This is a genomic window from Amycolatopsis silviterrae (assembly GCF_042684085.1).
Lineage (GTDB): Bacteria > Actinomycetota > Actinomycetes > Mycobacteriales > Pseudonocardiaceae > Amycolatopsis > Amycolatopsis silviterrae.
This window is the reverse complement of record NZ_JBHUKS010000003.1, coordinates 113835-133857: the sequence shown is the minus strand read 5'-3', so window position 1 is coordinate 133857 and position 20023 is coordinate 113835. Positions and strand designations below refer to the sequence as shown.

At 68.3% G+C, this 20023-nt stretch carries 20 protein-coding genes; 9 read left to right on the top strand and 11 right to left on the bottom strand.

The genetic code is table 11. The annotated features are described in order from the left end of the window. Positions 1-19: 19 nt before the first annotated feature. The gene (locus tag ACFSVL_RS02330; protein WP_378299930.1) at positions 20-904 is read left to right on the top strand and encodes an AraC family transcriptional regulator; all 885 of its coding nucleotides are present in this window, start codon (positions 20-22) and stop codon (positions 902-904) included. Here ACFSVL_RS02330 and ACFSVL_RS02325 read toward each other — a convergent pair. Beyond that, entirely contained in the window at positions 886-1386 is a 501-nt protein-coding gene (locus tag ACFSVL_RS02325) for a cupin domain-containing protein (protein WP_378299928.1), read from the bottom strand. The two genes, ACFSVL_RS02330 and ACFSVL_RS02325, sit on opposite strands and share 19 nt — an antisense overlap. Positions 1387-1512: 126 nt before the next feature. Between ACFSVL_RS02325 and ACFSVL_RS02320 the strand changes: the two genes are divergently transcribed. Beyond that, positions 1513-2151 carry a TetR/AcrR family transcriptional regulator gene (locus ACFSVL_RS02320; RefSeq protein WP_378299926.1) on the top strand — a complete coding sequence of 213 codons (639 nt, stop codon included), beginning with the start codon at positions 1513-1515 and terminating at the stop codon, positions 2149-2151. A 55-nt stretch (positions 2152-2206) separates the two neighbouring features. Then, on the top strand, positions 2207-2881 hold the full coding sequence (locus ACFSVL_RS02315) for a TetR/AcrR family transcriptional regulator (RefSeq protein WP_378299924.1): 675 nt from the start codon (positions 2207-2209) through the stop codon (positions 2879-2881). On the opposite strand, the gene ACFSVL_RS02310 is transcribed toward ACFSVL_RS02315, so the two are convergent. Further along, the gene (locus tag ACFSVL_RS02310) at positions 2882-4195 is read right to left on the bottom strand and encodes an MFS transporter (RefSeq protein ID WP_378299922.1); all 1314 of its coding nucleotides are present in this window, start codon (positions 4193-4195) and stop codon (positions 2882-2884) included. 32 nt (positions 4196-4227) lie between these two features. Beyond that, on the bottom strand, positions 4228-5232 hold the full coding sequence (locus ACFSVL_RS02305) for a hypothetical protein (protein WP_378299921.1): 1005 nt from the start codon (positions 5230-5232) through the stop codon (positions 4228-4230). A 98-nt stretch (positions 5233-5330) separates the two neighbouring features. On the opposite strand from ACFSVL_RS02305, the gene ACFSVL_RS02300 reads away from it, so the two are divergent. The 3 genes from ACFSVL_RS02300 to ACFSVL_RS02290 all read left to right on the top strand — a co-directional run bounded on the left by ACFSVL_RS02300 (position 5331) and on the right by ACFSVL_RS02290 (position 7704). Beyond that, on the top strand, positions 5331-5933 hold the full coding sequence (locus ACFSVL_RS02300) for a TetR/AcrR family transcriptional regulator (RefSeq protein WP_378299919.1): 603 nt from the start codon (positions 5331-5333) through the stop codon (positions 5931-5933). Positions 5934-6039: 106 nt separating this feature from the next. Further along, on the top strand, positions 6040-7218 hold the full coding sequence (locus ACFSVL_RS02295) for a cytochrome P450 (RefSeq protein WP_378299917.1): 1179 nt from the start codon (positions 6040-6042) through the stop codon (positions 7216-7218). 102 nt (positions 7219-7320) lie between these two features. Continuing rightward, the gene (locus ACFSVL_RS02290; protein ID WP_378300379.1) at positions 7321-7704 is read left to right on the top strand and encodes a hypothetical protein; all 384 of its coding nucleotides are present in this window, start codon (positions 7321-7323) and stop codon (positions 7702-7704) included. A 4-nt stretch (positions 7705-7708) separates the two neighbouring features. Here ACFSVL_RS02290 and ACFSVL_RS02285 read toward each other — a convergent pair whose 3' ends face one another. Together ACFSVL_RS02285 and ACFSVL_RS02280 are read right to left on the bottom strand one after the other, a co-directional pair. Next, on the bottom strand, positions 7709-8665 hold the full coding sequence (locus ACFSVL_RS02285; RefSeq protein ID WP_378299915.1) for an MBL fold metallo-hydrolase: 957 nt from the start codon (positions 8663-8665) through the stop codon (positions 7709-7711). 3 nt (positions 8666-8668) lie between these two features. Continuing rightward, complete coding sequence (locus ACFSVL_RS02280; RefSeq protein ID WP_378299913.1) at positions 8669-9664, bottom strand: fumarylacetoacetate hydrolase family protein; 996 nt, start codon at positions 9662-9664, stop codon at positions 8669-8671. 133 nt (positions 9665-9797) lie between these two features. Between ACFSVL_RS02280 and ACFSVL_RS02275 the strand changes: the two genes are divergently transcribed. Beyond that, on the top strand, positions 9798-10397 hold the full coding sequence (locus ACFSVL_RS02275) for a TetR/AcrR family transcriptional regulator (protein WP_378299911.1): 600 nt from the start codon (positions 9798-9800) through the stop codon (positions 10395-10397). 262 nt (positions 10398-10659) lie between these two features. Here the strand turns inward: ACFSVL_RS02275 and ACFSVL_RS02270 are convergent, their stop codons facing one another. The 6 genes from ACFSVL_RS02270 to ACFSVL_RS02245 are packed head-to-tail and all read right to left on the bottom strand — an operon-like array spanning position 10660 to position 17407. Beyond that, positions 10660-11535, bottom strand: a complete 876-nt coding sequence (locus ACFSVL_RS02270; protein WP_378299909.1) for a hypothetical protein — start codon at positions 11533-11535, stop codon at positions 10660-10662. 2 nt (positions 11536-11537) lie between these two features. After that, positions 11538-13019, bottom strand: a complete 1482-nt coding sequence (locus ACFSVL_RS02265) for a CoA transferase (protein ID WP_378299908.1) — start codon at positions 13017-13019, stop codon at positions 11538-11540. After that, positions 13016-13873: a 3-hydroxyacyl-CoA dehydrogenase NAD-binding domain-containing protein gene (locus ACFSVL_RS02260; protein ID WP_378299906.1), complete on the bottom strand. Its 858-nt coding sequence runs from the start codon at positions 13871-13873 to the stop codon at positions 13016-13018. Before ACFSVL_RS02260 ends, ACFSVL_RS02265 begins: the two co-directional genes overlap by 4 nt. A 14-nt stretch (positions 13874-13887) precedes the next feature. Further along, positions 13888-15051: an acyl-CoA dehydrogenase family protein gene (locus ACFSVL_RS02255; RefSeq protein ID WP_378299904.1), complete on the bottom strand. Its 1164-nt coding sequence runs from the start codon at positions 15049-15051 to the stop codon at positions 13888-13890. Between the two features lie 13 nt (positions 15052-15064). Further along, a complete protein-coding gene (locus ACFSVL_RS02250) occupies positions 15065-16237 on the bottom strand; it encodes an acyl-CoA dehydrogenase family protein (RefSeq protein WP_378299902.1) in 1173 nt (390 codons plus the stop codon). A 3-nt stretch (positions 16238-16240) separates the two neighbouring features. After that, a complete protein-coding gene (locus ACFSVL_RS02245; RefSeq protein ID WP_378299901.1) occupies positions 16241-17407 on the bottom strand; it encodes a CaiB/BaiF CoA transferase family protein in 1167 nt (388 codons plus the stop codon). Between the two features lie 130 nt (positions 17408-17537). Between ACFSVL_RS02245 and ACFSVL_RS02240 the strand changes: the two genes are divergently transcribed. Both ACFSVL_RS02240 and ACFSVL_RS02235 read left to right on the top strand, forming a co-directional pair. Next, entirely contained in the window at positions 17538-18404 is an 867-nt protein-coding gene (locus ACFSVL_RS02240) for a LysR family transcriptional regulator (RefSeq protein ID WP_378299899.1), read from the top strand. A 54-nt stretch (positions 18405-18458) separates the two neighbouring features. Continuing rightward, positions 18459-19685, top strand: a complete 1227-nt coding sequence (locus ACFSVL_RS02235; RefSeq protein WP_378299898.1) for a TIGR02679 family protein — start codon at positions 18459-18461, stop codon at positions 19683-19685. The last annotated feature ends 338 nt before the right edge of the window (positions 19686-20023 follow it).

Below are 20023 nucleotides of genomic sequence, written 5' to 3'. Positions count from 1 at the left end.
CTGCGGATAGGCTGGCCGGGTGGACGCGGTAGCGGAATTGCTCGCGGACGTCCGGGCGCGCGGCGCGGTCTTCCGGCAGACGAACCTGCCGTCGCCGTGGGCATTGCGGGTCGCGACCGGGACGCTGACCCTGGCCCGGATGCTGCGTGGAGAAGCGTGGATCGTGCCCGACGGTCTCGCGCCAGTCCAGATCGGCGCGAACGACGTCGCGATCGTCCGCGGCGACGTGCCGTACGTGGTGGCCGACGACCCAGCCGCAATACCAACGCGCACCATCACGGACGCCGACTACTGTCCGCCGCCCACCGACGGTCGCACCTGCGGAAACCCGGCCGAGAACGCCGCCGTACTGCTGAGCGGAGCGTTCGAAAGCCGAGAACAGCCCAGCGGCCGGTTGCTGCGGGCGCTGCCCGAGGTACTGGTCGTACCGGCCGGCAGCCCGCACCTGCCGGCCGAAACGTTCGCCGACGAAGTCGGGAAAGACCAGCCAGGACAACAGCAGATCCTTGACCGGATGCTGGACTTGATGCTGGTTTCCGCACTGCGCACCTGGTTCGACACCGCCCCGGTACCGACCGACCCCGTGGTGAGCGCCGCCCTGAACCGCATCCACGACGATCCTGCCCACGCCTGGACAGTCGCGGAACTGGCGGCCGAGGCAGGTGTGTCACGGGCAGCGCTCACCCGTCGGTTCGCCACGCAGGTCGGCGAACCGCCGATGTCCTACCTGGCCGGCTGGCGCATCTCACTGGCCGCGGAACTGCTCCGCACCACTGAGTACACAGTGGACACCATTGCGCGAAAAGTAGGCTACGCCAACGCTTTCGCGCTCAGCGTAGCCTTCAAACGCCGACGCGGCACCCGGCCGAGCGAGCACCGCGCCAGTCACAGAAGCTCGGTCTGATACTGAGCCGCGAGCGCCTGTGCCCGCTGGCCCCGCTCGGCCTTCTCCGCGTCGGTCAGCCGCGGCGGCGTCGAATCGATGCTCGGCACCGGATCCGCGACCTGCCGGAAGAATTCCTCCTGCCCGGCCGGGGTGCACATGCAGTACATCCGGGCGGGCCGGTCGGAGATGTTGCGGAAGAAGTGCGGCGCGTTGGCCGGGATGTTCACCGTTTCGCCAGCGTGCACGCTCGTTTCCTCGCCGCGGAAGGTGAACCGCAGCTCGCCTTCGAGCAGGGTGAACATCTCCTCGAAGTCGTGCCGGTGCGGTGGCGGGCCGCCGCCGGGCGGGATCCGCATGTCGAGGAGGCAGTAGCGGCCGTCGGTCTGGTCGCCGGACACCAGGATCGTGTAGACGTCGCCGGCCAGCGCGAGGTGCGCCCCGTCGTCCGGGCGGGCGACGGTGAGCCGGCGGCGCGGATCGTCCGGGGGAAGAGAGGTCATCCGATTCTCCCTGCGAGGCAACGAAATCCGAACGCGGACACCGTGGCAGAAATCCGGAACATTTCGTCCGCTTATTCAGAATAGCCTAGTCTGGCGGACAGTGTCCAGGCACCGCGAGGAGAACCGATGTCCCGTCCGCGCAAGGTCCGCAAGGACGCGGAGGCCAACCGCGAACGTCTGCTCGCCGCGGCCGCCGCGGCGATGCTCCGCGAGGGCAGGCACGTCCCGCTGGCCACGATCGCGGCCGAGGCCAGCCTCGGCATCGGCACGCTCTACCGCAGCTACCCCGACCGCGACGCGTTGCTGCAGGCGCTGGAACACCGCGCGTACGGCCTGCTCAACAGCCTCCTCGACCAGATCGAGGCCAGCGACGACGGCACCGGCCTCGACGCGGTCGCCCGCTATCTCGAAGGCACCGTGGAGATCGCCGACCAGCTGGTGCTGCCGCTGCACGGCGCTCCCCCGCTCGTCACCCCCGAGGCCGTGACGGCCCGAAAGTCGATTTACCGACGGCTCGAGTTCTTCCTCGCGACCGGCCGCGCGGACGGCAGCATCCGCGGCCCGGTCAACGCCACCGACCTCATCGCGTTCAGCACCCTGCTGACGCAGCCGAAGGCGTCCGTCCTCGACTGGGCCCACCTGGCGAGACGGCAGATCGGGCACTTTCTCAACGGGATCGCGACCGCGGGACCGGTGGAAGTGCCTGGTCCGGCCGTCGAGCGCGGCGACGTCGAGGCGGCCTTCGAGGCGCGGGCGAACAGTTAGAAGGTCTTCCGAACGATCGGCCATGTTACCGTCGGGCGTCGTCAAGGAGGTGGGGATGCCCGCAGCAGGCACCCGCAAGCCGATGCGCGAACGGTTCCGCGAGCAGGTCCGCGAGGAGGTCAAAGCCGCCGCGCTCGACCAGCTCGCGGCCGGCGGCGCGCAAGCGATCTCCATCAACGCGATCGCCAAACAGCTCGGGGTGTCCGGACCGGCGCTGTACCGCTACTTCTCCAGCCGGGACGAGCTGCTGACCGTCCTCGTCATCGACGCGTACAACGACCTCCACGAAGCCATGGCGCACGCCCTCGACACCGAAGCGCCCGACGCGGAAGCCCGGATCCGGCTGCTGGCCGCCGCGTACCGGGCCTGGGCACAGGAAGAACCGCATCGGTACGAATTGCTGTTCAAGGCCCCGTTCCCGGGGTACGACGCACACGCCGAACCGCTCGCCGACGCGGCCCGGTCGCTGATGGGCGTGGTGCTGGGAGTGCTGCACCACGTCGCTTCCGGCACCACGGAAAAGCCGTCCGCGTACCAGAACGACGAGGTGCTCGAAGCCCGGTCCGCGAACACCGAGAACCACCAGCTGGCGGTCGCGTTGTGGTCGCGGCTGCACGGCTTTGTCAGCCTGGAAATCGGCGGCGGCTTCACCGCGATGGGCCTCGACGCCGACGCGCTGTTCGAGACCGAAGTACAGGTCCTGACCGACCGGGTACGCCGCGCCTCGTAGTCACCGGCGGGACGCGCGCGGCTTCGCCCCCAGCGCCACCGCCAGCACGGCTCCCGCCACCATGCACGCGCCGACCACCCACAGGCCGGTCCGCTGCGTGCCGGTCAGATCGCGCAGCCAGCCCGTCACATACGGCGCGACGAACCCGCTCAGGTTGCCCAGCGCGTTGATCAACGCGATCCCGGCCGCCGCCGCGGTGCCGGACAGGAAGTTCGACGGCAGCGCCCAGAACGTCGGCAGCGCCGCGCACACGCCCACCGCGCAGATGGTCACGGCAGTCATGGTGGCGTAAGGGTTTCCGAGATACAGCGCGACCGGGATCGCCGCGCCGCCGACGAGCATCGGCAGCGCGACGTGCCACGTCCGTTCCCCGGTCCGGTCGCCGTGGCGCGCCCACGGGATCATCACCAGCGCCCCCGCGACGTACGGGATCGCGTTCACCAAACCCGCCTGCAGCACGGTCAGCTTCGTGCCGAACTCCTCGCCGAACCCGGCGATGATCGTCGGCAGGAAGAAGCCCAGCGCGTACAGGCCGTAGACGACCGCGAAGTACACGAACGCCAGCCCGAGGATCCGCGGATGCGTGAGCGCTTTCCGCAGCGGCCAGTGGTGTTCGGCTTCGGTGGCGCGGCGTTCCGCGTCGAGTTCGCTGGTGAGCCAGTCGCGTTCCTCCGCCGACAGCCACTTCGCGGTTTCCGGCCGGTCGCTCAGGAAGAACCACGTGACGACCGCCAGCAGGATCGCCGGAACACCCTCCACCAGGAACATGAACCGCCAGCCGGACAGCCCGAAAACGCCGTGCCCGCCGGTGATCAGCAGGCTGGAGACGGTCGAGCCGATCGCGCTCGACACCGGCACCGCGCACATGAACAGCGCGACCGCCTTCGCCCGCTGCGCCGCCGGGAACCAGTACGTCAGATACAGGATGATGCCGGGGAAGAACCCCGCCTCGGCGACGCCGAGCAGGAACCGCAGCACCACCAGCGTCGCGGTGTTCGGCACGAAGGCCATCGCGACGGCCACCGCGCCCCAGGTGATCATGATCCGCGCGATCCAGCGGCGCGCGCCGAAGCGGTGCAGCGCGAGATTGCTCGGCACCTCGAGGATCAGGTAGCCGATGAAGAAGATCCCGGACGCGAGCCCGAAGGCGGTCGCGGTGAGGCCGAGTTCTTTGTTCATCCCGTTCGGGCCGGCGAACCCGATGTTGACCCGGTCCAGGTAGTTGACGAAGTACAGCAGCATCAGCAGCGGCATGATCCGCGCCGCCGCCTTGGCCATGACCCGGTTGCCCAGCGCGCTCGTCTTCGTCGACATGTCCGGATCTCACCCGCCCGGACCCCGCCGCGTCAAGACTTCGCGTAATGCTCGGCGACCGCGGTGAACGCTTCCTTCGGTTCCCAGTTCAGGCCCGGGTACGCCGTGCCCGAGCGGCCCTCCAGCATCCTCACCAGCCCGAAGCTCGCGAGGTCAAGCTCGCCGGGGTAGTTGTAGAGCGCGAACAGGAACACGAACGCGCTGTCCACGCCTTCCGCATCGAAGATCTCCAGCAGCTCGCGCAAGTACGTTGCCTGCCCAGCTTCGTCCCGCTCGTACTCGCCGTCGAGGCGGAGCGGATCGCCGGTTTCCTTGTCGTACTCGACGATTTCCATGCTTCGCGGCGCGACGTCGCCGGAGCCGCGCCAGGTCGCCGTGCCGAAGCCGGTGATCGCGACCGGTTTCCCTTGCGCCACCAGTGTTCGCACGCCCTCCTGGAAGATGTCGGCGACCTCGGCGGAGCGGATGAGTTCCACTGTCACGAAGTCGAACCGGCTCCAGTCCACCTGCTCGAACTGGATGCACGCGTAGGTGACCTTGCCGTGGAACCGTTCCCGCACGACCTTCACGGCTGCGTCGAGGAACGGGTCCAGCCGCTTGCCCACCGCGGCCAGCCGCTCGGCGCGGCCCTCGGGTTCGGCGAGCAGCAGGCCGACTCGTTCGGCGGTGTCCTTGCCGGGCAGGAAGCCGGGGTTCATCACGCTCAACTCGACGCCGGTCACGAACACGACGTTCGCCCCGGTGGCGCGCAGCCGTTCCGCACGGGTGGCGCAGTCGGCGAAGAGGGCGAGGATCTCGTCGTGGGTCAGGTCGAGCGGATACGGCGAGAACCAGACCTCCAGGCCCAGTTCGGCCGCCCACCGCGAGGCCTGCTCCAGCCGCTCCGGATCGCCGCCGACGACGTGTACCGCGGTGCAGTGCAGGTCGTCCCGAATGATCGCCAGTTCGCGCTTCACCACCTCCGGGTCGAAGCTCTCCCGCGATGACCGTCCATTTCGGACGAACCCGGTCTCGTACGTCATTCCCTTGCCACGCATGACGGTTTCCTCTCGTTCGGGGACGCCGCCCACCTTACGCATAAAACTTGCGTGCACGCAAGTTTGCGTATGCGCAGGAAGGCTGCGAGACTGACCGTGTGACCGGATTGCGCGAACGGAAGAAGCAGGCCACCCGCGTCGCGCTGCGCGAGGCAGCACTGCGGCTGGCGATCGAACACGGGCCGGCGAACGTGCGCGTCGACGACATCGCCGAAGCGGCCGGCGTCTCGCCGAGGACCTACAACAACTACTTCTCCAGCCGCGAGGAGGCGATCGTCGCGGCGGTCACCGCGGACCGCGAAAGCCGGATCGCCGCCGCCGTCGCCGCGCGCACCCCGGACACCCGGCTAGCCGAGGCGATCCTTGACGCGATCGCGGAGCAGTACACGGATCCCGGGGAGCAGAGCCGCGACGCACTGCTGCTGATCACCACGAATCCCGGGCTGCGCACGGCTTTCCTCGACGCACCGGCCGCGCTGGAAGATCCGCTGCGGGAAGCGATCGCGAACCGAGTCGGGGACCCGCAGACCGCGCGTGTCCTGGCCGCGTCCGTCGCGGCGGCAGTCCGGGTCGCGTTGGAGGAGTGGACGCAACCGGCGGGCAACGGGCTGGTCGTGGTGTCCGGTTCACTGCCGGACCTGCTGCGGCGGACGCTCGAACCGCTCGTTCCCGCCCTCGACGCAGCGGAAGTCGCGCACTAGGCCGGGTCAGTGATTCACCAGCCGGACCCCTTTCAGCTCCGACATTCTCTTCACAATTTTGTGAAACCTGTGTACCTTCTGAACTACTAGAGGGGAAGGAGCGACGATGACCCGTCAGGCAGGACTCCCGCTCGAAAGGGGCGCGTGTCCGTTCGATCCGGCGCCGGGCCAGCGCACGGAGAAGCCCGTCGTGCCGATGACGTATCCGGACGGCACCGAGGGCTGGCTTGTCACCGGGTACCAGGAGGTGCGGGCGGTTCTCGCGGACAAGCGGATGTCCGCGCGGTCGGAGCTGGCGAGGGTCCCGATCGACCTCGGCCCGATGCCGCCGCGGAAGCCGGCTGACCCGGGGGTGTTCAGCGGGATGGACGACCCGGACCACCACCGCTACCGCAAACTGCTGACCGGTGCGTTCACCGTGCACCGGATGCGCAGGCTGGAGGACCGGGTCGCCGAGATCGTCGATCACCATCTCGACGCGATGGCCGCCGAGGGCGGTCCGGTCGACCTGGTGGAAGCGTTTGCGCGGCCGGTGCCGTCGCTGGTGATCTGCGAACTGCTCGGCGCGCCGTGGGAACGGCGCGGCGAGTTCGGCCGCGATGCCGCCATCATGTTCGCCAAGGACTCCGCGATGGACGACCGGATCGACGCGGGCCAGCGCGTCGTCGCGTTCATCGCCGGGCAGATCGAGGAGAAACGGGCGAACCCGAGCGACGATCTGCTGTCCGACCTGGTCCGCGGCGGCGAGCTGACCGACGAGGAACTGGCCAACATCGGCATGACGCTGCTGGTCGCCGGATTCGAGACGACCCGCAACATGATCGCGCTCGGCACGCTGGCGCTGCTGGAGAACCCGGAGCAGCTGGCGAAGTTCAAGGCCGACCCGGACCTCACCGCGGGCACGGTCGAGGAGCTGATGCGGTACCTCAGCGTGATCCACATCGGCCCGATCCGCACCGCGCTGGAGGACCTCGAACTCGGCGGGGTGCAGATCAAGGCGGGCGACGCGATCGTCATGTCGCTGCCGGTCGCGAACCGGGATCCGGAGAAGTTCCCGAACCCGGACGAGCTGGACGTCACGCGCAAGGCGGCCGGGCAGCTCGGCTTCGGCCACGGGGTGCACCAGTGCCTCGGGCAGCAGCTGGCGAGGGTCGAGATGCGGATCGCGCTGTTCCGGCTGTTCGCGCGGTTCCCGGACCTGCGGCTCGCGGTGCCGTTCGCCGAGGTGGACCTGCCGGACGACGCGTCGATCCACGGTCCGGTGCGGCTGCCGGTCACCTGGTAGCCGGAGTAGCCTGGCAGCGGCGGATCGAACACCGGAATCGAGGTTTTCCGCGCTGTGCAGGCTAATGCTCTGATCGGTGCCTTCACCTTCGTGTGGTTCGGGATGGTGCTCGCCATCTCGTTCCTGGAAGCCCCGCTGAAGTTCCGCGCGCCGGGGGTCACCATCCCGATCGGCCTCGGCATCGGACGGCTGGTGTTCCGGGCCTTGAACATCGCCGAGATTCTGCTGGCGGCTGGAGTGGTGGTCACCGTGGTCGTCGGGCAGCCGGCGACCGCGGTGACGGTGCTGGCGGCGGTGGCCGCGGTGGTGCTGATCGGACAGCTGGGGGCGGTCCGTCCGGCGTTGAACCGGCGGACGGACCGCGTCCTCGCCGCCCCGGAAGGCACCGAGCTGCCCCGGTCGCGCGCACATTTCGTTTACATCGCAACGGAAACCGTGAAGCTACTGGTACTGCTGGCGCTCGGGATCCTGACCGTGGCCGGCTAGTGGCTCACGCGAAGCCTTCCAATTCGGCGATCCGGCGGAACACCTCCCGGGTGTCCACGCGCTCCATCTCCGGGTCGAGTTCGTAGTAGACGGCGAGCACGTTCTGTGCGAGGCGGCCCCGTTCGTCCAGGTCCGCGAACCGGCCGAGCGAGATGTCCCGCATCGCTTCCTCCGAGGTCATTCCCCGGCGGTGCCGGTCGGCGGCCTCGGCTTGCACGAACTCCAGGTATTCGCGCACCGCGCGGATGCCGTCCGCGTCGGTGACCGGGCCGTGGCCGGGGACGACGAACTCGGCGTCCATCGCCAGCATCGCGTCACAGGCGGCGATCCAGTTCGACACCGGGCCTGCCCACGTGATCGGGGTGCCGCCGATGAACAGCAGGTCGCCGGCGTACAGCACGCCCTCGTCTGGGACCAGCACGACGCTGTCGCCTTCGGTATGCGCGGGGCCGAGGCAGCGCACCTCCACCGCGACGCCGCCGATGTCGAGCTTCTCCTGTTCGGCGAATGTGCGGGTCGCGGGCGTCGCGGTGATGGAGTCGAAGTCGAACGGGCTCAGGATGTGCTGGGCGAAGCGACCTAGCGGACCTTCCTGATGCAGCACGCCGCGCATGAGGTCGGGGCCGTTGGTGCGCATCTCTTCCGCGGTGGCTTCGGAGGCGATGATGGAAGCGTCGGCGACCAGCTCGTTGCCGAACCAGTGGTCTCCGTTCGCGTGCGTGTTCACGACCGTCTTGATTGGACTGTCTACTGTGGTCTCTTGAAGGCCGGTCAGCATTTCCCGGGTCATCGGCACGTCGAAGAGCGTGTCGACCAAGAGGGATTGCCGGTGCCCGGCGATCAGCCCGGCATTGCTCCAGCCCCAGGTTCCGTCCGGGACCAGCCAGGTCGAGCAGTGTTCGGTGAGCCGGTGATGTCCCTTGGTGTAGGGAACATCTTTGGGCGTGCGCGGAAAACTCACCACTTACCTCCTAGGAATGTGCACCTCGGGTGCACCCTGATACGAAGCCAATCCCGCACCGTCCGGCGCGATCTGCCGCTGCCCCACTGGGTTTCGCAGCACCCCGACCCCGGCCGCGGCGAGTTCCACCACATCGCCTGGCTGGATCCAGCGGTCCAGTTCCAGCCCGCAACCGCCGCCGACGGTGCCGAGCGCGAAAAACTCCCCCGGATACACGGTTTCGTCCAGCGTCGCCCACGCGAGCACCTCGGCGAACGAGAACTGCCGGTCCTTTGTGGACCCGGAAGCCCACGTTTCGCCGTTGACCGTGGCCGACATCTGCACTGCCCATTCGTCGACCTCGTCCATGGTCAGCACGCACGGCCCCATGGCGGTGCAGAAGCTTTTCCCTTTGGACGGCCCGATGGTCATGCTCATCTCGAACATCTGGATGTCGCGGGCGCTGACGTCGTTGAAAATCGTGACGCCGGCGATACGTCCGGCAGCCTCGGCCGGGGTCAGGTTCTTGCCGCCGCCGGAGGTGAAGAAGCCGAGTTCGAGCTCGAAGTCGAGTTGCGCGGTGTACGACGGCCACAGCAACGGCTCGTCCGGTCCGACGACCGTCTCGACGTTGCCCTGGTAGCAGATCGGCATCGCCGCGAAGGCAGGCGGAACCTCGAGGCCGGAGCCCATGGCGTGCTGGTTGTAGGTGAGGTAGTCGCGAATCCGGCGCGGCCTCGGCACCGGCGCGAGCAACCGGACCTCGTCACGCGGAAGCACTGCCGGATGACCGCCGTCGACCAACTCATCGCCCCGGTCGGCCGCGTCATCAGCCAGCAGAAGCGCCTGCTCAGCCAGGCCACGCGCCTGCGCACCGCCCTCGAAGAACGCGACCATCTCGGTCGGCGGGGCAGCCCCTCGATTCTCCGCCCGCAAAACCCGAGCCGGATCCACCACCGCATCACCGTGCAGCACCCCGAGCCGGGCCGTCCCCGCGGATTCATAGGTGACCAGACGCATCGCCGCCTCCTTGTACTGGAGTCTTACTTTGGACTTGAGTCCAACAAGAAGGTAAGCTATGCCCACGAAGGCGCGAACGTCAAGGGGCCCCTTTCGGCGGGCGCCGGAAGGAAATGATGGTTGACTGCGAGTCATGACGGCAGAAGCGACGGGCGATCGGCGGACCAGGCAACGGCACGAACGCCGGGACCGGCTGTTCCAGGCGGCCGTGGAGCTGTTCGTGGAACGCGGCTACGACAACACCACGATGGAGGACATCGCCGAACGCGCCGACACCGCGCGCGCCACCGTGTTCAACCACTTCCAGCGCAAGACCGCGTTCCTGGACGAGTGGAGCCTGCGCCGCCGGGAACGCGCGATGACCGCGGTGCGCGCCGAGCGCCTGGAGGACCGGCCGCTGCGCGACATCCTCAGCCGGTACCTGATCGAACTGGCGCGCAACAGCCTCGACTCGAGGGCCGAAACAATCGCCTGCATGGGCGCGGCGATCCACTCCACCAACGTGTTCGGCAATCCGGAACTGGCACGTCAGTTCGGCGGATTCGTCGCCAGGGCACAGGAGACGGGGGAAATCCGGGGGGACATCGATCCGGCACAGGCGGGGCTGCTGCTGGCCACGGCGTATTTCGGAACGCTCAGCTCATGGATCGAGAGCGAGGCGGCACCGTTTGATCTGCAGGAGCATTTGCTGCAGATGCTGGAGATGATTTTGCGCGGTATCGCGGTGAGTTAGGTGCTCGTGAGTGGCGATTCCGGTTAGAACCCAATGCTGCATAGCTTAAGCCGGTGCTGACGGTGCCGGGGGCAGGTTTGCGGTCCGTGAGGGGAACCCTGGGGGAATCTGATTCCCTCAGGGTTCCCCTCACGGACCTGAAGATACGGTCAGACCGGCATCAATCGGGTTTTTCGGTGCAGTTTGCGTCCATTGTGGACGAAAGCGGGCCGAGGCGACGCGGCTTAGGTTCCCGGCATTGGGTTGGAACCGGCATAGGCACTCACGACACCCCGGCCACCCCAGACAACAACTCGCCCATATCGACCACCACCCGCGATTCCCCGCCGTCCAGCGGTACCGCGGTAATCCGGCCGCCCAGGTCGGACACGTAAGCGACCGTGTCGTCCACCGCCAGGCCGATCGCCTCGGTGAATCCGCTCGCCAGGATCTCCGGCTCGGCGCCCTTCTCCCCCGGGGCGGGGATCGGCGCGCGGTTCAGGGTGTTGCCCTTCGGGGCCGCGCCGCGGTCGGTCCAGTACAGGTATCCGCCGTGGATCTCCAGGTCGATCGGTTCCGGCAGGTGATCCCACAGGGTCTCGATGTCGGACCGGTCGCGCGCCGTTTCGCCCGGCGGGATCTCCAGCCCGGCACGGAAAATCCGGCCGATGCCGCCCTTCGCGGGGCCCTTTTGTGTCCAGTAAAGATGCGTCGCATCCACCGTGACGCCGACGCATTCCTGCGTCCCGCTGTCATCAGGCTCGTTCACGATCAGATCCGTGAGCCCGCTTCCGTCCGGACGCACCCGGCTGATCCGATAGCCTTCACGGTCGCCCCAATAGAGAGAACCGTTGTAGGCCAGCTGTTTCCCAGTGGTCAAAGCTCCATTCGGGACAACATCGCGCGCATTGGTGCCGTCAAAGGACACCGCGTGCAAACCACCGTTGCGGGCCGAGTAGTCGAGACCAGCCTCACCCGGCACCGACGGGTCGCGCGAGGGCATGCCCATGGTGGTCCAGTAAACCGTGCCGTCGGCGACGACTACGCCATCCGGCGAGACACCAGCGTCTTTGTACAGCGGGGTAACCTGCCCGTCGGGAAGCCCGACGCGGTAAATCGTCCCGGTGCGAATGCCCAGCACCACTAGCTCGCTGAACATTGTCACCTCCACTCTGGACGGTGCGATCCCCGTGGGATCAACGGATTCGTGTAATAGCCCGGCGTCTCCGACATCCGGATCTGCTCGGTGACGCCGCGATAGCGGCCGAGCGGGGTGTCCGCAGTGAACGTCTCGGGATCGAAGTACTCGTGTCCGGGCGCGACCCCGGCGACCTCGGCGGCGTACGACTTGTCGAAGATTCCCAGGCTCAGCAACCACAATGCGACGCGCGTCAGCGAAACCTGCACCCGGTACGAACCGCCCCATTCGGCGCGGAGCATGAGGGCACGCAGGATTCCCAGCTGCAGGAACCAGGACGTGATGTAGTCGTTCACCACCGGCACCGCGGGCAGCGACGGAACTCCGCCCTCGCCTTCCAGCAGCATGACGCCGGACAGGCAGCCCGCCGTCTGGTCGAAGCCGACGCGACCGGACCACGGGCCGGTGCTGCCGTTGAGGGTTACTTCGGCGTGGATGATGCCGGGCCGGATTTCGGCGGCGGTTTCCGCGTCAAGGCCGTGCCGCGCGAGGTATCCCGGACGGCGGTTGGCGTAGAAGACGTCCGCGCCGGTCAGCAGCCAGTGCATCCGCTCCTGGTCGGCCGGGCGACGGAAGTCTAGCCGGGTGGAGCGAACGCCCACATTGGACGTCGCGTACAGCAGCGGCAGTTCGTATTCGCCCGGATCCCACACGTTCAGCACGTCCGCGCCATGCAACGCCAGCGCCCGGCCGCAGCCGGCACCCGCGATGATGTGCGCCCGGCCGAGTGCGCGGATTCCTTCGAGCGGCGTGGAAGGGTTGCGGTGCAACGGTTCCGGCGGGCTATCGCCGATCCGCTCGACAATCACCGGCGGCATCGTCGACAGCACCGACTGGTACTGCTCGCTCGCCATCAGCTCTTCAGTCGTGCGTACCACCGGCATGATGACGCCCGCGGCTTCGGCAGCGTCCTCCAACTCGAAGGAGTTCCACTGCGAGATCGCTTGCTGCACCACGGCATCCCGTTCCGGAACGCCGAGTAGTGCGGCAGCGTCGTTACGCAGCTTCGGATAGGGGCTGATCGGGTGCACCCAGCGGCCGTCCGCGGTGGCGTAGAACCGATCCGTGCCGAACGCTGGGTCGACGCGCGCCGGATCTCCTTGCGGGTAACCGTCGAGCAGTTCCCATTTCTTGTCGTAGAACGGGCACAGCCGGTGCGGCGCGGTGCGCAGGTCCATCGAAATGTCCTGGCCGCGCCCGCCGCGCAGCTGCCAGATCTTCGCCACCGCAACGGATTTCGCGGCCAGCGCGATGGACGTCGCGCCGGCCAGACGCAGTGCGCCGGGCAAGACCGGGTCGGCTCCGGTGAATTCGATCCGGCCGCCGGCGTCGGATTCCTGCAACCCGACCGAGCCGAGAAGATCGGCCAGCGGTTGATGCAAATCGTATTCGTCGGTGGTGGCTGGTTTGGCGAGCGCGGCTTCGAGCTTTTCGGTGAGAGTCATTCCTTCTCCAGCGCGTCCAGCAGCGCGCGGGTACGGCTGTCTCGCGCTTCTACCCGCGCCGAGTAGGTGTCCGCGGTGCCGTAGGTCTGTTCGACCTCGTCGATCACCGTTTCGAGATGCTCCCGGTCCGGGCGGCCGATCTCGAATTTCATCTGCGAGCCGACGTGCGTAACGAGGTGCCGGATCCCGTCCGGGCCGCCGCCGAGGTGCATGCTTTCGAACGGCCCGATGGTCGCCCAGCGCGGCCCGAGCGACGCCTTGACCAGCTCGTCCAGGTCGCTCGCGGAAATCACGCCCTGCTGCACGAGGTACATCGCCTGGTCGTTGAAGACCTTCTGCAGCCGGTTCCCGACGAACCCGGGAACTTCCTTCTTCAGGGTGATCGGCTTCTTGCCCAGCCCGCGGTAGACCTCGACGGCCTTCGCCACAGTCTCCGAAGAGGTCGAAGCTCCGGGCACCACCTCGACCAGCGGCATCAGCTCGGGCGGGTTGAACGGGTGCCCGATGACGATCCGCGCCGCCGCCGCGTTGCCCTCGGCGATCACCGAGGGCAACAGCGACGAGGAGGAGGACGCCAGTACTACGTCGTCGCGCGTGGCGGCGGCGAGCGTCGCGAACATTTCCCGCTTCAGCTCGATCCGCTCCGGGCCCGACTCCTGGACGAAGTCGGCCCCTTCAGCGGCTTCCGCGAGGTCCGCGACGGCCGTGGCGGGCAGTCCGGCGAGGTCCCGGGCGACGATTTCGCCCAGGTCAGGACGCGGGTCGCTGACCCGGACCGTCCAGCCCGCCTCGGCGAACAGCCGAGCCCACGACACTCCGATGACCCCAGCGCCGACGATCGCGACGACCGGCATGGCGCACTCCTTTCTCAGGCGGTGACCGCGTCCGCGTTGTTGAGCAGCGCGCTCGGCGGCGTCAGCAACGCGTCCGACGCTAGCGCGCGGCGACGGGCCGCGCTCACTCCGCCGTAACTCTCCGTAATGGCGATAAGGCGCGCCGCGTGGTGCGCGACCTCCGATTCGTAAGTCATTCCGATCCCGCCGTGCAGCTGGACGATCTCCTCAGCGGTCGCCGTCGCCGCGTCGCAGACGAACACGAACGCGTCGTCGGCCACGGTATCGAGGTCCACTGTGGACGCACCGTTGTCGTACGCCTCGACCGTCGCGGTAGCCCACAGCGCCAGCGAACGAGCCAGCTCGACCTTCGCGTACAGGTCGGCAGCACGGTGCACGAGCGCCTGGAACGCCGACAGCGGAACCCCGAACTGCTTGCGGGTCTTGAGGTATTCGACGGTCATCGCGAGCCCGGTCTCCATCAGGCCGATCGCCTCGCCGGTCACCGCGACCCGCGCCCGCGAGAACGCGCGACGCAGCCCAGCCGGCGCGTCGGAGTCCGCGGTGCCGAGCAGAACCGCTGGCGTACCAGCGAACTCGACCTGCGACGTGTGGCCCCAGTCCGCCGCGCGACCGTCCACCCGGGTAATGCCCGCCGCGGTCGCCTCGACCAGGTACACCCCGGTCCGGCCGTTCTCGCCGACCGCGGTGACCAGGAATTTGTCGGCCTGATCGGCATTGCGCACCGGAGACTTCACCCCGGTCAGCGCGGAACCGGCCGCCGACACCGACGGCGCGACGCCCCACGGACGTCCCGGCTCGGCGTGCGCGACCGCGATTGTGGTGCTCCCGGCAGCGAGCACCGGCAGCAGCTCCTTGACCTGGTCGTCGGTGCCCAGCTCCGCGATGATCCACGACGGCAGGAACACACCGTCGAGCAGCGGTTCGGCCGCCGCGTGCTTGCCCATCGCCTCCAGCGTCGCGTAGACCTCGACCGGGCCGGCGTCGGCGCCGTCGTGGTCGGCGGAGATCGGGAGACCGGCGAGACCCAGCTCGCCGAGGGTGCTCCAGACCTGATCGTTCCAGCCGAGTTCGCTGCTCGTCGCGGCCGCGCGGCCGCCTGCCGGGTAACCGCGGCCGACCGCCGTGTCGACGGTCTCGAACAGCAGCTTCTGGTCTTCGTTGAATTCGAGGTTCATGAGTCGCCGTCCCTTACAGACCGAGGATCGTCTTCGCGATGACGCCGCGCTGGATTTCGTTGGAGCCGCCGAAAATCGACAGCTTCCGCTGGTTCAGGTACTGCGCCGCGGCCACCATCGCGGCCTCGTCGGCTCGCACCGGGGAATCGGTGTCCAGCAGCATTCCGTCCGAACCGGACGCGCGCATACGCAGCTTCGTGAGTGCCTGCAGCGCCTGCGTGCCTTCCATCTTGAGCAGCGACGACACCGGGCTCGGCTGGCCGTTTTCCGAAGCGGCGGTGACCCGCATCTGGGTCGCCTCAAGCGCGAGCAGCGTGGTCTTCGCGGTGTGCATGGCCGCGCGGAACTCGGCGTCGTCAGCGAGCGGACCGTCCTCAGTGGGCAGTTCGGCGGCCGCGGCGGCGAGATCGGCGAAGATCCGCTGACCGGTGCCGACCTGCGCGATGCCGTTGCGCTCGTTGCCGAGCAGGAACTTCGCGTACGTCCAGCCCTTGTTCTCCTCGCCGACGAGGTTTTCCGCCGGAATCACCACGTTGTCGAAGAAGAACTCGTTGACCTCGGCGGACCCGTCGACCAGCTTGATCGGACGGCGCTCGATGCCCGGCGTGTTCAGGTCGAGCAGCAGGAAGGACAGGCCCTGCTGCTTGCGCGGCGCGTCCGGATTGGTCCGCGCGAGCACGAACATCCAGTCGCCGTACTGGCCGAGCGTGGTCCAGGTCTTCTGTCCATTAAGGACGTAGTGGTCACCGTCGCGGCGAGCGGTGGTGCGCAGCCCGGCGAGGTCCGAACCGGCCTCCGGCTCGGAGAAGCCCTGCGACCACCAGATGTCGAGATTCGCGGTGGCGGGCAGGAACTTCTTTTTCTGTTCCTCGCTGCCGAATTCGGCGATGATCGGGCCGACCATGCTCGCGTTGAAGGCGAGCGGCTGCGGCACGCCGTTGCGCTGCAGTTCGGACGCGTAAATGTGGGATTGCGTCGGAGTCCAGTCCTTGCCGCCCCATTCGACCGGCCAGTGCGGCACCGCGAGACCGTGCTCGTTGAGAATCCGCTGGCTCGTGACGATGTCGTCCCGCGTGATCAAGCCGAGTGCGCTGCGCTTGCGGATTTCCTCTGGAATCGCGCCGAGGAACACCTCCCGCAATCCGTCGCGGAACGCGAGGTCCTCTTTAGACAGTTCGAGATCCATCGATCAAACCCCTTCAGTGGTGCGTACGGCCCCGACGACTTCGGCGGTGCTCGCTCCGGCGCGTTCGGCGTGCCTGCGGAACCCGGCCGGGGTCCGCGAGAAATGCAGCGGGCTCTCCACGACGCGAATCGTGCCCTCGGTCGGGTGTTCCCGCTCGGTGATCAGCCCGACTTCCTGAACGTACGGGTCGGCCGGCAGGTCGGCGATGTCGACGACGACCGCGTACGGAACGTCGTGGGCGGTCAGGTACTCCTCCCACTCCGCAGTGGTGCGGCTGGCGGAGTTGGCCAGTACCTTCTCCACCCCCGCGGTGAAAATCTCCCGGTCGATCACCGGGGAGTCCCAGGCCGGATCGGCCGCGGCGTCTTCGAGCCCGGCGCCGATCAGCAGCGTCCGCACGGCGTCGTTCGTGTAGGGCACCGCGGCGATCGCGCCGCCGTCGGCCGTGCGCATGGCCGCGTGCGTGTCGCTGAGCGAAAGCGGGTTGCCGACGTCGCCGGCGGCCGGGACGAAGACGTCGCCAGCCAGGTGTTCGACGAGGTTGACCGCGATCATCGCGTCGGCCATCGCCAGTTCGACCTGCTGGCCCTTGCCGGTGCGCTGCTGGTCGAAGAGCGCCGCGAGCACGCCGTTGAGCAGGTAGAGCGCGGCGGTCTTGTCGGCGATGAAGGTCGGGACGAACTGGAGCGTGCCGCCCGCCCGGTCCTGCAGGCTGACCAGGCCGGACGTGGCCTGGATGACCTCGTCGTAGGCGGGCCGGTTGGCGCGCGACGAGCCGGGCGCGAAGCCCTGCGCGTGGGCGTAGACGAGGCGCGGGAAACGTTCGCGCAGCTGCTCGTAGCCGAGGCCGAGCCGGTCGAGGGCGGCGGCGCGCATGTTGGTGACGAGGACGTCGGCGTCGGCGAGCAGGGCGAAGAGGTCTTCGCGGCCGGCGGGGTCCTTGAGGTCGATTTCGATACTGCGCTTGTTCTGGTTGACCTGCATGTACAGCGGGGCCATCCCGGGCGTGCGGCCGGTGTTGGCCGGCGAGTGCCGGGCGACGTCGCGCAGCGGTTCGACCCGGATCACGTCGGCGCCGAAGTCGCCGAGGATCTGCGTGGCGTACGGGCCCATCACCGCGGACGACAGGTCGAGCACCTTCACCCCGGAAAGCGGTCCGGTGGCATCCATCTTCGCGGTCCTCCCGTTGACGATCTTTGGCTTCACCACTGACGCTAAGCGCTTGCTCACCGGAAGGGAATGACCGAGTGCATCAGATCGGTATGACCACGCTGATAACACCGTGGGTACGCTGCTCCTCGTGGAGATTCACCACCTGCGGTACTTCCTCGCGGTCGCGCGCGAGCTGAACTTCACCCGCGCCGCGCGGTCGCTGAACATGTCGGTGCCGCCGCTCAGCCAGCGCATCCGCGACCTCGAACGCGAGCTGGGCGAACCGCTCTTCGACCGCTCCACCCACCACACCCGGCTGTCCGAAGCGGGTGAGGCACTGCTACCGCTCGCCGAATCGGTCGTTTCGGGCTTCGACGCGATCCCCGACCGGATGCGCACCCGCGACCAGCGCGCCGACGTCCGCCTCGCCATCCCCGACGTGCTCAACCCCGCACACCGCCGCCAGCTCAGCGAGTCGATCCGGGCGCTGGACGGCTCCTACCGGTTCACCCTGCGGCAGATGCCGTCGCTCGGCATGGAATCGGCGCTGCTCAGCAACTCGCTCGACCTCGCTGTGTCCCACCTGGGCACTTCGGACGACCGGCTGTCCACGATCGTCCTTTACCGCGAACCGCTCGGCGCGGTGGTGGACGCGTCCCGGTTCCCCGGCCGGACCTCGCTCACCCTGGCCGACCTGCGCGGATTCCAGTACCTGCAGGGCCCGCGACACTGGGACCTCGGTTCCCGGCGCGCCGAGCAGCTCGCCGCCCGGGGCGTGCTGGTCGATCCGGAAGCCCAGTTCTCCGACGTCAGCGGGCTGTTGATCTTCCTGCGCAGCACCAAGAGCTTCACTCTCGTGCCGATCGAATCCGCGACCGTGCTGGCACTGGATCCGAACGAATGCGCGGTGCTGCCGATCGACGATCTCGTCGCCACACTGACCACGTTCCTGCTCCGGCGCACCGCCGACACGCGGCTGGACCCGGTGGTCGAGGTGCTGCGGCACGCGTCGTGAGTGGCGATCACGGTTCTAACCGGGATTGCCACTCACGACACCTACACTCCCGTGGTGACCCCCATCGAGCGGCTTCCCGCGGCGCTGGCTCCGGTGTGGCAAGCGGTGCACGCCCGGCTCTCGTCCGGGCTTCCGGTCAGCCGCGTCCGGGTCGGCCCGCTCGATTCCGAGCAGCAGACAGCCGTCGCCGATCTGCTCGGCTTGGCACAGTTTCCCGGCCAGTACCCGAGCATCGCCTTGGCCCGGCTGGACGAGGCCCTTCGCGAGGTCGCGGGCGTCGGGGCGCGCGAAGTCGTCACGCGGCTGGTCGGCCCGATCGGCAACCGCGCGGAGGATCGCCGGAAGACCGCGGAAGCACGCGCCAGCCTGTGGGAATGGCTGGACGGCCATCCCGTGATCACCGCGCAACCAGCGTTGCGGTCGTGGACGTCGGGCATCCGCCGGGCCGGCTTGATCGACAGTTCGATCGAGCGCACCCGGCTCGAACTCGAACGGGCGCTGCGCGTGCTGTCCGAACTGCCCGCCGCGGGGATGCCACTGCCGGTGTTCGCCGATTCCGTACTCGACGCGACTCACGCGCTGGACGACGGCACCCGCACCGCGAATCTCGTCCTCAAAGCGCTGAGCGCGATCTACGACGTGCCATTGCCAGCGGACGCGCCCGAACGTCGTGCGCTGTGGGAACGAGCAGGCATCGCTGACGACGAGTTGTCGTCAACCGTGCTCGCGGCCGGGCTCCGGCTCCCTGGCGACCACGTCGTCGGGCGGGTCCTCGATGCCTGCCGCGACGCGGGAACAGCCGCGGTCTTGACGTTGCAGCAGCTCCGTCGCACCAGCCTGGCGACCGCGCCGAGCACGGTCTGGGTGTTCGAGAATCCCAGCGTGCTAGCCCTCGCACTGGCCCGCTTCGGCACTTCCTGCCCGCCGCTGGTCTGCACGTCCGGCTGGCCGAGCAGTGCCGGCGTCGCGTTGCTGAAGCAGCTAGCGCAAATCGGAACAACCCTGTACTACCACGGCGATTTCGACGGCGACGGACTGCGCATCGCTGCGAATGTCGTTGCCCGAACGGGTGCGAAGCCCTGGCGGATGACGAGCGCCGACTACCTCGCCGCGGTCGCCGACGGTCCCGCGCCCGGAAGGGTGACCCCGGTTCCCTGGGACCCGGAACTGGCGATCCACCTGGCGGAGCAAGGAAAAACCGTGCCGGAGGAGCGTGTCGCCGACCGCCTTTTCGACGAGATCATCGAGCGACTGGCCTCCCCGTCGAGGTTTGCCCAGTAGCGAGTGCAGTGTCGACGACGGGCGTGCGTGGCTCCGTCGGCCGTCGGGCCTGGTAGCCGACCCGAGGGCATCTAAGTCCCATGCCAGGGACGTAATGCGGCGCTGCGGGTGCCGTTGAGGCTCGTCTTGTCCAGGCCGGACGGGCTGACCAGGGCCCGTGCCGCTCTTGGCGAGCTGGGCGCGAGGTTTGGTCTTCTGCGAGGGGAACCCTGAGGGAATCAGAGTCCCTCAGGGTTCCCCTCACGGACCTCTGCAGGCGCGGGACCGGCGCATACAACGCCGCCGAGAAACCTCATCGAGGCCAACGCGGCCGAACGGCTGAAGTGTCGGTGCCCTCC